12 protein-coding genes are annotated in these 12,740 nt (G+C 71.0%); 8 read left to right on the forward strand and 4 right to left on the reverse strand.

Going from position 1 to position 12,740, the window contains the following annotated elements:
* Positions 1–485: 485 nt before the first annotated feature.
* The gene (locus ACKUB9_RS22930; RefSeq protein WP_407527344.1) at positions 486–1,586 is read right to left on the reverse strand and encodes a M10 family metallopeptidase C-terminal domain-containing protein; all 1,101 of its coding nucleotides are present in this window, start codon (positions 1,584–1,586) and stop codon (positions 486–488) included.
* A 522-nt stretch (positions 1,587–2,108) separates the two neighbouring features.
* Here ACKUB9_RS22930 and ACKUB9_RS22935 point away from each other — a divergent pair.
* The 6 genes from ACKUB9_RS22935 to ACKUB9_RS22960 are packed head-to-tail and all read left to right on the forward strand — an operon-like array spanning position 2,109 to position 7,329.
* On the forward strand, positions 2,109–2,900 hold the full coding sequence (locus ACKUB9_RS22935) for a DUF2189 domain-containing protein (RefSeq protein WP_407527342.1): 792 nt from the start codon (positions 2,109–2,111) through the stop codon (positions 2,898–2,900).
* A 55-nt stretch (positions 2,901–2,955) separates the two neighbouring features.
* On the forward strand, positions 2,956–3,777 hold the full coding sequence (locus ACKUB9_RS22940; RefSeq protein ID WP_407527340.1) for a cytochrome c oxidase subunit II: 822 nt from the start codon (positions 2,956–2,958) through the stop codon (positions 3,775–3,777).
* Positions 3,778–3,792: 15 nt separating this feature from the next.
* Positions 3,793–5,562 carry a cytochrome c oxidase subunit I gene (ctaD, locus tag ACKUB9_RS22945; RefSeq protein WP_407527337.1) on the forward strand — a complete coding sequence of 590 codons (1,770 nt, stop codon included), beginning with the start codon at positions 3,793–3,795 and terminating at the stop codon, positions 5,560–5,562.
* Positions 5,559–6,239, forward strand: coding sequence for a cytochrome c oxidase subunit 3 (locus ACKUB9_RS22950; RefSeq protein ID WP_407527334.1), 681 nt, complete (start codon positions 5,559–5,561; stop codon positions 6,237–6,239). Before ctaD ends, ACKUB9_RS22950 begins: the two co-directional genes overlap by 4 nt.
* A 31-nt stretch (positions 6,240–6,270) precedes the next feature.
* On the forward strand, positions 6,271–6,993 hold the full coding sequence (locus tag ACKUB9_RS22955; protein ID WP_407527331.1) for a heme-copper oxidase subunit III family protein: 723 nt from the start codon (positions 6,271–6,273) through the stop codon (positions 6,991–6,993).
* Between the two features lie 9 nt (positions 6,994–7,002).
* A complete protein-coding gene (locus ACKUB9_RS22960; RefSeq protein WP_407527328.1) occupies positions 7,003–7,329 on the forward strand; it encodes a cytochrome C oxidase subunit IV family protein in 327 nt (108 codons plus the stop codon).
* Between the two features lie 40 nt (positions 7,330–7,369).
* Here the strand turns inward: ACKUB9_RS22960 and ACKUB9_RS22965 are convergent, their stop codons facing one another.
* Complete coding sequence (locus ACKUB9_RS22965) at positions 7,370–8,146, reverse strand: transporter substrate-binding domain-containing protein (RefSeq protein ID WP_407527325.1); 777 nt, start codon at positions 8,144–8,146, stop codon at positions 7,370–7,372.
* Positions 8,147–8,301: 155 nt separating this feature from the next.
* Here ACKUB9_RS22965 and ACKUB9_RS22970 point away from each other — a divergent pair, with 155 nt between their 5' ends.
* Entirely contained in the window at positions 8,302–9,414 is a 1,113-nt protein-coding gene (locus ACKUB9_RS22970; RefSeq protein ID WP_407527322.1) for an FUSC family protein, read from the forward strand.
* Between the two features lie 3 nt (positions 9,415–9,417).
* Here ACKUB9_RS22970 and ACKUB9_RS22975 read toward each other — a convergent pair whose 3' ends face one another.
* Entirely contained in the window at positions 9,418–10,527 is a 1,110-nt protein-coding gene (locus ACKUB9_RS22975) for an NHL repeat-containing protein (RefSeq protein ID WP_407527319.1), read from the reverse strand.
* Positions 10,528–10,690: 163 nt separating this feature from the next.
* Here ACKUB9_RS22975 and ACKUB9_RS22980 point away from each other — a divergent pair, with 163 nt between their 5' ends.
* The gene (locus ACKUB9_RS22980) at positions 10,691–12,004 is read left to right on the forward strand and encodes a serine hydrolase domain-containing protein (RefSeq protein ID WP_407527317.1); all 1,314 of its coding nucleotides are present in this window, start codon (positions 10,691–10,693) and stop codon (positions 12,002–12,004) included.
* Here the strand turns inward: ACKUB9_RS22980 and ACKUB9_RS22985 are convergent.
* Positions 11,986–12,624: a LysE family transporter gene (locus ACKUB9_RS22985; RefSeq protein ID WP_407527314.1), complete on the reverse strand. Its 639-nt coding sequence runs from the start codon at positions 12,622–12,624 to the stop codon at positions 11,986–11,988. The two genes, ACKUB9_RS22980 and ACKUB9_RS22985, sit on opposite strands and share 19 nt — an antisense overlap.
* Between the last annotated feature and the right edge of the window lie 116 nt (positions 12,625–12,740).

Consider the following 12,740-nt stretch of genomic DNA (forward strand, 5'->3'; position numbering starts at 1 on the left):
ACGCCCGACGAGTGTGCCAACTTCTTCATCGCTGCCGGATACGATCCAGATTAAACCGAAAACGCTCTAGCGACTGTCTTCGGCAATCCGGATTTTGCTCACACGCGGGCGCAAATCCGGAGCCGGTCATCGGGCCTCGAGGCGTTCGGCTCGCATCCGGCTGCCTCAGCCACGCACAGTGCATCCTGGGCGCCGCAAGTTCCGCGGTTCCCTGCGGGAACAGCCATCACGGCTTTGACCATCCGAAAGGGGTCGCAAGCGCCCCCCTCGGCGGGCACCAAGTGTCAGGTGCGGACCGCCAGCAGCCTGGACGAGCAGCCTGACCATTCCGGCCGAGGCTTCCCGGCCTGGAGGATCGGTCGACGGCGGCGCAGCCACCCGTTGCCGCGGATGGCGGGCGCCGCCCGATCGGACGCCGGTCCCGGCGCGGCGGCCATCGTGACCGGGCACCCGGCTCGACGAGAGCGCCGAGACCGATCTCCGCATCAGGACAGGAGCAGATCCGCCTGCTGCTGTGACAGGTCAACGCCCTGAAGGACGACCAGCGTCTGGAAGCCATCCGCCCCGCCGTCGGGATCGAACAGAACCTCGGTCGAGCCGTTCGCGACGCTGAAGGAGAGCCAGCCGCCCGCGATCGGGTCGCCGGTCGCGCCCGCCCTCGCGAGCAGGTCCGACAGATCGAGCGTGTCGCGAAAAATCTCGAAGTCGGTGATCGTGTCGGCGCGGATCGAGTCCAGTTGCACCCGGTCCCCGTAGACGAACCGATCGGCGCCGGCGCCGCCGGTCATCACGTTGGCATAGGCCCCGCTCTCGAGCGTGTCGCGGCCGTTGCCGCCGAGGAGGACGTTGTTGCCCTGGCTGACGATGGTGTCGTTGCCTGTCCCGCCGTCGAGGCGGCTCGACACTCTGAGGTCCAGCCCTCCGGTCAGATGGTCGTCGCCGGCCCCGCCTTCGATGAACGCCCGGCCGACCCCCACCGAGATCGTGTCGTTCCCGGCGTCGCCGTAAACGAAGGTGGTGCTCTCCGCGAAACCGATCGCGATGGTGTCGTCGCCGCCGTCGCCGTGGATCGTGCCGAGGGCGTTGCGGATCCGAATGGTGTCGGCGCCATTCCCGCCGTCCAGCGTGCCGCTGGACATCGTGCCGATGGCGAACGTGTCGCGCCCGTCCCCGCCGTCGAGATCGCTCGACTGGAGGAAATCGAACGTGAAGGTGTCGTGCCCCGCATCCCCGTACAGCACGAGATCGATGGCGAACGACGCCGAGCCGACGAAGCTGTCGTCGCCTGAGCCGCCGAACGCCTGCAAGCCGAATCGCGTCGGCGAGGTGAGGATGAAGTGGTCGTCGCCCCCGTCACCGTAGAGCAGGTCGTCGAGTCCACCGACGAGCGTGTCGTTCCCGCGCCCGCCCCAGAGATGATCCGCCCCGTCCCCGCCGTCGAGATAGTCGTTGCCCGCATCCCCATACAGCGTGTCGTTGCCGGCGAGCGCGGTGAGGACGTCGTTTCTACCAAGGCCCTGAATGAAATCGTCTTCGTCAGTCCCCGTCAGCGTGTCCGCCCGGTTCGTCCCAGAGATGGTCGCCATCACCGCCTCGCTGCCGATTGTCCGCGTGGCGCACAACCTACCGGCGAATGACGAGGAGAACAGACGCTCTTCGGGATTAAACCCATTAAATGATTGACTTTGCAAGCAACGCCTGGAGCAGATCCGGCGCTCATCTGGTCCGGTTCGGAGGATCCCGTCGGGCGACGGCGATGACGGTCACCGAGATGCTCCGGACCTGAGCGGGCGCTGCGATCGAGCGCCGCTCCCCAGCCTCGGCCGCCCCCGGGCTCGGCCAAGCCGGTCACGGTCGGGCCCGGCCCGTCCGGCCGCGCCCCATCCCGGCCAGCATTCATTCCGCAGCGTCAGGCATTCGGGCGTCGTCGGCAAGCATCTCGTCCGACCTTGAGCGTTTTCGCGCCCTCGCCAGATTGCCGAAGACAGGCCGTGCGCGATCGGCTATAGTTCAGATCAGCCGCGCTCGACAGCTCAACGACGGGCTTTGCTGCGGACCTCTGTGCGCGTGCCCGTCGCGACCCTGTCTCCCTGGAGGAGGGCTTCGCGATGGCGACCGTACGTGCCGTTTCCCCGCATCGCGCGATGGCGCCCCCGGCCCTGCGCCCCATCGGCCTGCGGGATCTCACCGAGGCGCTGCGCCGCGGCCTCGACGACTTCCTGGCCATGCCGACGCACGTGCTGTTCCTGATCGCCATCTACCCGATCGCCGGCATCGTGATCGCGACGGTGACCTTCGAGTACGACCTGATCCCGCTGCTCTTCCCGCTGGCCTCCGGCTTCGCGCTGATCGGCCCCTTCGCGGCGATCGGCCTCTACGAGCTCAGCCGGCGGCGCGAGCAGGGGCTCGACGCGTCCTGGGCGCATGCCTGGGCGCCGCTCCGGCTGCAGGCGGCCGGGTCGATCGCGGCGGTCGGCCTCCTGCTCATGCTGATCTTCCTCGCGTGGCTCATCGCCGCGATGGGGCTGTACTGGGCGCTCTACGGCAGCGAGACCCCCGCCACGGTGCTCGGCTTCCTCGGCGACGTGCTGACGACCCCGCGCGGCTGGGCGCTGATCGTCATCGGCAACCTCGTGGGCGCCGCCTTCTCGCTCGTGGCGCTCGCGGTCAGCGCGGTGTCCTTCCCGCTGATCATCGACCGGGGGGCGGATGCCGGCACGGCGGTCGAAACCTCGGCGGCGCTGCTGCGCGAGAACCCGCGCACCATGATCACCTGGGGGCTGATCGTGGCGGGCCTCCTCGTCGCCGGCATGCTGCCGGTCTTCGTCGGCCTCGCCCTGGTCCTGCCGATCCTCGGCCACGCGACGTGGCACCTCTACCGGCGCGCCGTGGCGCCCTGACCCAGCCCGACGGGGGGCGCCCGCCCGGGCACCGGGGCGCGAAGGAGGTGGCGGCATGGCGCTGATCCTCGTCCTGATCGCCCTCGGCTCGGTGGCGTTCCACGTCCTGAGCCCCTGGTGGTGGACCCCGATCGCCTCCAACTGGGGCTACATCGACACCACGCTCATCATCACCTTCTGGATCACCGGGATCGTCTTCACGGCGATCGTGCTGTTCGTCGCCTACTGCGTCTTCCGCTTCCGCCACCGTCCGGGGCAGCAGGCCGCCTACGAGCCCGAGAGCCGCCGGCTGGAGGGCTGGCTCACCGCCGTGACGGCGCTCGGCGTCGCCGCCATGCTGGCGCCGGGGCTCGCGGTCTGGGGCCAGTTCGTCAGCGTGCCGGCCGAGGCCCGCGAGGTCGAGATCGTCGCCCAGCAATGGCGCTGGAGCTTCCGCCTGCCCGGCGCGGACGGCCGGCTCGGCGCCACCGACATCCGCCACGTCGCCGACGACAACCCGCTCGGGCTCGACCCGCAGGACGCCGCCGCCCGCGACGACGTCGTCATCGACGGCGACGACCTGCACCTGCCGCTGGGCCGCCCCGTGAAGGTGCTGATGCGCTCCCTCGACGTGGTGCACAATTTCTACGTGCCGGAGTTCCGGGCCAAGATGGACATGATCCCCGGCATGGTCACGTATGTCTGGTTCACGCCGACCCGCACCGGGACCTTCGAGGCCCTCTGCAACGAGGTCTGCGGCGTCAACCACTACGCCATGCGCGGGCGCGTGGTCGTGGATCCCGAGCCCGCCTACCGGTCGTGGCTCGACCGCCAGAAGACCTTCGCGCAGTTCGCCGGCGCCGCGGGGCCGCGCCGGCACGTCTCGGCAGAGCCTTGAGGGAGGGCGCGTGCGATGGCTGACGCACATCTCGGGACCGCGGACCGCCTGCCGGGGGCGGAGCACGAAGAGGGCGAACTCTACCATCCGCGCAGCTGGATCACCCGCTACGTCTTCAGCCAGGACGCCAAGATCATCGCCATCCAGTATTCCTCGACCGCGCTGGCGATCGGCCTCGTCGCCCTGGTGCTGTCCTGGCTGATCCGGCTCCAGCTCGGCTTCCCGGGTCTCGTCTCGTTCATCGGCCCGAGCGAGTACTACCAGTACATCACCATGCACGGCATGATCATGGTGGTCTACCTGCTGACCGCCCTGTTCCTGGGCGGCTTCGGCAACTACCTGATCCCGCTGATGCTCGGCGCGCGGGACATGGTATTTCCCTACGTCAACATGCTGAGCTACTGGATCTACCTGCTCGCTGTGCTGGTCCTGGTGGCGAGCTTCTTCGTGCCGGGCGGCCCCACCGGGGCGGGCTGGACCCTCTATCCGCCGCAGGCGATCCTCGCGGGCACGCCGGGGCGGGAATGGGGCATCGTCCTGATGCTCGTCTCGCTGATCCTGTTCATCATCGGCTTCACCATGGGCGGCGTGAACTACGTCGTCACGGTGCTGCAGGCCCGCGCGCCCGGCATGACCTTGATGCGCATGCCGCTCACCATCTGGGGCATCTTCACCGCGACGGTCCTGGCGCTGCTCGCCTTCCCGGCCCTGCTCGTCGGCGCTCTGATGATGCTGCTCGACCGGCTCATCGGCACCAGCTTCTTCATGCCGGCGATCATCGAGGCGGGCCAGCGCCTGCGCCACGGCGGCGGCAGCCCGATCCTGTTCCAGCACCTCTTCTGGTTCTTCGGCCATCCGGAAGTCTACATCGTCGCGCTGCCCGCCTTCGGCATCGTCTCCGACCTCATCAGCACCCACGCGCGCAAGAACATCTTCGGCTACCGCATGATGGTCTGGGCCATCGTGGCGATCGGCGCGCTCAGCTTCGTGGTCTGGGCGCACCACATGTACGTCAGCGGCATGAACCCGTATTTCGGCTTCTTCTTCGCCACGACGACGCTGATCATCGCCATCCCGACCGCCATCAAGGTCTACAACTGGGTGCTGACGCTCTGGCGCGGCGACATCCACCTCACGGTGCCGATGCTATTCGCCATCGGCTTCATCGTCACCTTCCTGAACGGCGGGCTCACCGGCCTCTTCCTCGGCAACGTCGTGGTGGACGTGCCGCTCTCCGACACGATGTTCGTCGTCGCCCACTTCCACATGGTGATGGGGGTCGCCCCGATCATGGTGATCTTCGGCGGCATCTACCACTGGTATCCCAAGGTCACCGGGCGGATGCTCGACGAGCACCTCGGCAAGGTACATTTCTGGATCACCTTCCTGGGCGCCTACCTGATCTTCTTCCCGATGCACTATCTCGGCCTGCTCGGAGTGCCGCGGCGCTACTTCGAGATCGAGGGCCTGAGCTTCGTACCGGCCTCGGTCTCGTCCCTGAACGCCTTCATCAGCGTCGTGGCCTTCGTGGTGGGGGCGGCGCAGATCGCCTTCCTGGTCAACCTCGTGCACAGCATCCGGCACGGCGCGCCGGCCGGACCGAACCCGTGGCGGGCCACCACCCTCGAATGGCAGTCGCCCGAGACTCCGCCCGCGCACGGCAACTGGGGCGCGAGCCTGCCGGTCGTCTACCGCTGGCCCTACGATTACAGCGTGCCGGGCGCGGACCAGGATTTCGTGCCCCAGAACCAGCCCGGGCTGACGCGGGCGGGGGCGCCCGCATGAGCCTCGTCCTGCTCTACCTCGCCGGGTTGGGGCTGCTCGCGGGCCGCTGGCTCCTGCGCCAGCGCCTCGCGGCGAAACCCTGGCTGGAGGCCGGACCGGCCGTCTCCCTCCCGCCGGCCATGCCCCCGGCCCGGCTCGGCCTCACGGTCTTCCTCGCGGCGGTGGGGCTCCTGTTCGCGCTCCTCACCGCCGCCTACGCCATGCGGGTGCCGGCCGGCGCCGCGCGCGTCCTGCCCGACCCGCGCCTCGTCTGGCTCACCACCGGCCTCCTCGTGCTGGCGAGCTTTTCGCTGCACCTCGCGGGCGCGGCCGCGCGCCACGGCGAGCGAGGCGCCATGCGGGCCGCCCTCCTGATCGCCGCGGCCGCGACCCTCGGCTTCCTCGCCGGGCAGGGCCTCGCGTGGCGCGACCTCCTGGCTGCGGGCCTCGCGAGCCCGGACGCGGCAGGCGCCTTCTTCGTCCTGATCACCGGCCTCCACGCCCTGCACATCGGCGGGGGCCTCGCCGGTCTCGGCGCGGTCACGGCCCGCGCCTTCGCCGGGGCGGCGCCGTCCGCCGGCATCGCGCTCTGCGCCCTCTACTGGGACGCGCTGCTGGCGATCTGGCTCGTCCTGTTCGGCCTCCTGTTCCGGACGCCGTGGTCGGGCCTCCTCGACGCCCTCTGCCGCCCCGCCTGACCGCCGCGAGGAGTCCCATGCGAGGAGAGTCATGACCGACACCGCCCTTCGCTCCGCCATCCAGCCCGAGGCGCGGCCGACCCAGTGGCGGCGCCTCTCCTCGGATTGGGCGGCGGACCGCCAGACCTTCCCGGGCGCCTCGTGGCGCAAGGCGATGATGTGGATCTTCCTGCTCAGCGACACCTTCGTGTTCGGCTGCTTCCTGATCGGCTACATGACGGTGCGGATGTCCACGACCGTGCCGTGGCCGAACCCGAGCGAGGTCTTCGCGCTCGAGATCGGCGGCACGACCTTCCCGCTGCTTCTCATCGCCATCATGACCTTCGTGCTGATCTCCAGCAGCGGCACGATGGCGATGGCGGTGGCCTGCGGCTACCAGCGCCGGCGCCGGACGACCGCGCTCCTGATGCTCCTCACCGCGCTCCTGGGCGCCACCTTCGTGGGCATGCAGGCCTTCGAGTGGACCAAGCTGATCCACGAGGGCGTGCGGCCCTGGGAGAACCCCTGGGGCGCCGAGCAGTTCGGCGCGTCCTTCTTCATGATCACCGGCTTCCACGGCACCCACGTCACCATCGGGGTGATCATCCTCCTCGTCGTGGCCCGCAAGGTCTGGCGGGGCGACTACGACACCGGGCGCCGGGGCTTCTTCACCAGCCAGCCCGGCCGCTACGAGAACGTCGAGATCGCCGGCCTCTACTGGCACTTCGTCGATCTGGTCTGGGTCTTCATCTTCGCCCTGTTCTATCTCTGGTAGGAGCCCGACATGGCGGCGAGCGCGTCCCACACGACCGGACACTCGATCCGGCTCTACCTCCTGGTCTGGTTCTGGCTGTTCGTGCTCAGCGCCTGCTCCTACCTCGTGGACTACTTCCACCTGCAGGGCCTCCTGCGCTGGTTCCTGATCCTGCTGTTCATGGTGGTGAAGGCGGGATTGATCGTCGCGGTCTTCATGCACATGGCCTGGGAGCGGCTGGCGCTGATCTACGCCATCCTGGTGCCGCCCGCGGCCCTCCTGGTCTTCGTCGCGATCATGAGCGTGGAGGCGACCTACACGCTGCTGACCCGGAGCACCCTGCTGGGGGGCGGGTGAGGGGCCGGCCGCCCACCCGCACCGCGCCGGCAGGCCCCGGCTACTCCGCGGCCGCCTCCAGGGCCTTGGCGTAGGCACCCGCGGTCAGGACCGGCTGCAGCCACGCGTTCACCGCGGTCGTCAGCGCGGGATCGCGGGTCATCCAGTAGGCCTTGTCGGCCCGGTCGAAGGGGCCCGGCACGGCGGCGGGGCAGAGCACGCCCTTGTGGCGGCGGGACTGGTAATCCACCTCGGCCCCGTCCGTGACCATCAGGTCGGCGCGGCCCTCCGCCACCTCGTCGAAGATCGTGCGGTTGTCGGGGTGCACCCGCAGCGCCGCGCCCCGGAAATGCGTGGTGGCGAAACGCTCGTTGGTGCCGCCCGGATTGACCACCACGCGCACCTCCGGCCGGTTGATCGCGTCGAGCGACACGAAGCGCTGCGCGTCGGCGCAGCGCACGATGGGCCGTTTGCCGTCCTGCGTCACCGGCACGGAGAAATCCGCCACCGCGGCCCGGTCGGGCGTGACGCTCACGCCGCCCATCGCGATGTCGAAGCGGTCGGCCAGCAGGTCGTCGCGCAGGCTCCTCCAAGTGGTCGGCACGATCTCGAGCGTGACGCCGAGGCTGCGGGCGAGGTCGCGCGCCATGGTGACGTCGGCCCCCGTCATCTCGCCCTCGCCGCGGCGGATCGCGTAGGGGGCGTAATCACCCGTGAGCCCGACCCGCAGCGTCCCGGACTCCCGGATGGCCGCGAGCGGGCGCGCGCTCGCCCCCGTCTGCGCCGCCGCGAGGCAGCCGAGCGCCAGCGCGCCGATCCGGACCGGTCTCGTTCCCATGATCGTCCTCCCGTTCCCGGCGCGCGGGTTCGCCGGCCCGCGGCGCCGGCTCCTCTATCGGCAAGTTTCGGACGCTCCGCCAGGGCTGCGGGCGCCCGGCAGTTGACTCGCGCGCCGGTTCGTCGCCCGTGGGGGAGGCCCGCGGCACGGACCCGATGACGACCCGCTTTCCCCTCGCACAGCGCCTGCGCGTATGGCTGCGGAGTTGGCTGCGGGGTCGGCTGACGGCCCGCCGCGCGATCCTGACCCAGGCCGCCCGCATGACGGTGGCGAGCCTCGCCACCTACGCGCTCGCCGAGGCCTTGGGCCTGCCGCAGGCCTTCTGGGCGGTGGTGTCGGCGCTGATCGTCACGCAGGGCAGTCTCGGCGGCTCGCTCAAGGCCGCCTTCGACCGCTTCCTCGGCTCGGTGCTGGGCGCGGTCTACGGGGGCGCGGTGGCGCTGGCGCTGCCGCACCAGGGCAGCGTGTCGAGCGCCGTCGCCCTGGTGGTCGCGGTGGCGCCGCTGGCGGTGGCGGCCGCCCATTCGGCGGGATTCCGGGTGGCGCCGATCACCGCGGTGATCGTGCTCCTGAGCACCACCGGCGCGACGCTCGGCCCGATCGTCTTCGCGCTCGACCGCATCCTGGAGGTCGGGCTCGGCTGCGCCATCGGGCTCGCCGCCTCGCTCCTCGTCGCGCCCGCCCGCGCCACCCGGGCGGCGCGCGGGCAGGCGGCCCGCACCGCCCGCCTGCTGGCCGAGCAGTTCGACGCGCTCGGCCGGCTCGACGACGCGGCGATCGACGCCGCGGAGCTGCCGCTCGCGACCCGGCGCAGCCTCGACCGGCTGGAGGTGCTGGTGGCCGAGGCGGCCCGCGAGCGCCGCAGCCGCCTCGCCGCGGAGGCCGATCCGGGTCCGCTCGCGCGCACGCTGCTGCGGCTGCGCCACGACGCCGTGGTGCTGCGCCGCGCGACCCGCGAGGTCGACCTCGGGCCGGATCTCGCCGAGCCCTGGCGCGCGGCCGCGCAGGCCGCCGCCCTGCGCCTGCGCGCGATCGCCGCCGCGCTCGACGCGCGCGGCAGCCCCCCGCCGGAGGACGAGGCGCTGCCCGCCGCGATCAGCGCCTACCGGGCCGCCATCGACGAGCGCCGCCGCCGCCACCTCACGCGCGATCTCTCGATCGACGGAGTCGGGCAGATTTTTTGGATCGCCTTCAGCCTCGATCAGCTGCGGCGCAACCTCGACGACTTCGCCGCGCGCGCCGCCGAGGGGGCGGGGACCGCCGGGTGAGCCTCACGGCGTGGTGCTGCGCTTGCGCAGCACCATCTCGCCCTGCAGCAGGAACTTCTGCGCCCGCTTGCCGGTGTCGACCTCGGTGGTGAACACGTTCCCCTTCCGGTCGATGGCGAGGTTGTGCACCCAGTGGAAATCGCCCGCCTGCCGGCCGTTGCGGCCGAAGCGGCCGAGGACCTTGCCGGAGTCCCGGTCCAGGGTGCGCACCTCGTTGTTGGCGCCGTCCGCGTTGAGGAGGAAGCTCTGGGCGTCGTCGGGCCAGAGGGCGAGTTCCCAGACCGAGCCGTTCGCCCGGGTCTCCTTCTCGACGAAGTATTCCTTCACGAAGGTGCCGTCGGTGCGGAAGACCTGCACCCGGTTATTGGTGCGGTCGCAGACGTAGACCAGCCCGTCGCGCGCCACCTGCACGCAATGCACCGGGTTGCGGAACTGCTGCGCGGGCGGGGCGGCGGGATCGAAGGGCCCGAGCGCCTCGTCGGTGGGCGGCTTGCCGTAGGCGCCCCAGTGGCGCTTGTAGGCGCCGGTCTCGGCGTCGAACACGATCACCCGGTGGTTGAAGTAGCCGTCCGCCACGTAGAGCTCGTTCGTCGCCGGATCGACCTGCATGTGGGCGGGCTTGCCGAGCCGGCTGGTGTCGGCGCTGTTCGTCTGGGGGCCGGACTTGCCGATCTGCAGGATGAACTTGCCGTCCTGATCGAACTTCAGGATCTGGCCGTCGGTGTCGCCGTTGCCGGCGAGCCAGACGAAACCCTTGTGGTCGACGTGGATGCCGTGCTCGTTGGCCGGCCAGTCGTAGCCGGTCCCGGGACCGCCCCAAACCTTCACGAGATTGCCCTCCTGGTCGAAGACGAGGACGGGCGGCGCCGGGCGGCAGCACTTGGTGCGGGGCGGGGTGAGGCTGGCGGCTTTCTCGTCGTCCGTGAGGGAGCGGGGGCGCTGCACCACCCAGACCCGGTCCTGCGCGTCGACCGAGACGCCCGCGGCCTGGCCCATGATCCAGTCGTTCGGCAGGGGTTTGGGCCAGTAGGGATCGACCCGAAAACTCGGCGCGTCGGCGGCGTGCGCCTGAAACCCGCACGCGAGTGCGAACAGAACGGCCAGTAGCCGCATCGTCTCCTCCCCGATCCCGTCGTTGCGACCACTATGCGCGGCTTCGCACCGAAATCCAGCACTTCGATCGTCCTGCCCTGCACGGATGAGCGGAACGACCTTTACTCCCCTCCCGCACCCCCTAAAGTTTCGCCGCCGCGACGAGACGGCGAGGGAGGAGACGATGACAGGACAGACCCGGCGCGCCGCCATCGGCGCGGTCGCCCTGCTGTGGACCCTGGCGGTCCCGGCCGCCGCCGAGGTGATGCAGCGCGCCAAACCCGAGGAGGCCGGATTCTCCTCCGAGCGCCTCGCCCGCATCGCGCCCGCCTTCGAGGCCGAGATCCGCGAGGGCCGGATTCCCGGCGCCGTGGTGATGGTCGCCCGCCGCGGCCGGCTCGTCTACGCGCAGGCCTTCGGCGCGCAGGACAAGGCCGCGGGCAAGCCCATGACCACCGACGCGATCTTCCGCGCCTATTCGATGACCAAGGCCATCACCTCGGTCGGCGCGATGATGCTGGTCGAGGAGGGCAAGCTCCAGCTCACCGACCCGGTGGCCAAGCACCTGCCGGAGTTCAAGACGCTGCAGGTCAGCGTGCCGCGGGCCGACGGGATGGGGCAGGCGAGCTTCGCCACCGTGGCGGCCGACCGGGCGCCGACGATCCAGGACCTGCTGCGCCACACCGCGGGCCTCGCCTACGGGGAGATCACCGGCAACGCCCTGGTGAAGGGGGCCTACGCGCAGGCCGGCCTCTACACCCCGAGCGCCGATTACGCCGCGATCGAGCTCGATCCCGAGACGTTTTCCAAGCGCATCGCGGGCGCGCCGCTCGCCTACCAGCCCGGCACCACCTGGGAGTACAGCCTCGCCACCGACGTGCTCGGGCGGGTGATCGAGCGGGTCTCGGGCCAGCGCCTCTCGGCCTTCCTCGACGCGCGGCTGTTTCGCCCCCTCGGCATGAGCGACACCGCCTTCTCGGTGCCGGCCGAGAAGATGGGCCGCCTCGCGCAGGCCTTCCCCACCGATCCGGCGACCGGCAACCCGAACCGGGTCATCGACGTCGCGGCTCCGCCTAAGAACGATTCGGGCGGGGCGGGCGCCGTCACCACCGCCGCCGACTACCTGCGCTTCTGCCAGATGCTGCTCAACGGCGGCGAGATCGACGGCACGCGGCTCCTGAGCCGCACCACCGTCGCGCTGATGACCTCCGACCACCTGCCGCCCGCGATCCGCCAGACGGTGCAGCCGGGCGAGCAGCTGCTCGGGGTCCAGGGCTACACCTTCGGCCTCGGCTTCGCGGTGCGCCGGGAGCAGGGGCTCGCGGGCGTGCACGGCTCGGCGGGCGAGTACACCTGGGCCGGCTATGCCGGCACCTACTTCTGGGTCGATCCGAAGGAGCAGCTCGTCGGCATCCTGATGACCCAGGCGCCCGGCCCGAGCCGTCCCTACTACCGGCGGATGGTGCGCGGCCTGGTGTATCAGGCGATCGCCGACTGAGCGGCCGCGCGCCAGAGCGCGAGGCCCGCGCAGAGGAGCAGGGCGGCGGCGATCCCGTAGCGGACCCAGCCGCCGCCCGCCGCGGCGAGGCGGCGGCAGGCCGGCCGCGAGACCAGGAGGCCGACCGCCGAGAACCACGCCGCCGCCATCGCGAACACGACGAGGCCGGCGAGGCCGAGCGCCTCCGGCGTCCGCGCATGGGCGAGGAAGAAGCCGGCGAAGAACGAGAACGTGACCGGGTTCGAGGCCGCGGCGCCGAGGCCCAGGAAAAAGGTCGCTCCCGGCCGGCCGGGGGCGAGGCGGGCCGGATCGACCGCCGCCCGCGCCCCGCCGGAGAGCATCCGCAGGCCCGCCCGCGCCATGAGCGCGGCGAAGAGCGCGCTGCCCAGACATTCGACCATCCGCCCGGACGGGAGCAGCGCCGCGCAGGAGGCCGCGAGCACGGAGACGAGGGCCGCCCCGCAGGCGATCCCGAAGGCTGCCGGCAGCGCGCCGCGGGTGCTCGGCCCGAGCCCGGCGTGCAGCACCACGAGGAGGTTCGGCCCCGGCACCGCGAGGACGAGGGCGTAGGACGCCACGAGCGGCAGCAGCAGCGAGGTCAGGACGTCGGCGTCGGGCATCCGCGGGCCTCCGCGCCGCGGGCGAGTGCGGGCGACCTGATCTGAAGCAGACCCGCCGCGGGCGCGCGTCATTCAGTCGAATGAGAGCATGGATCGACAGAGTGTCGGCCGCGCCG

The sequence above is a fragment of the Methylobacterium oryzisoli genome, assembly GCF_046557895.1.
Taxonomy (GTDB): domain Bacteria; phylum Pseudomonadota; class Alphaproteobacteria; order Rhizobiales; family Beijerinckiaceae; genus Methylobacterium; species Methylobacterium oryzisoli.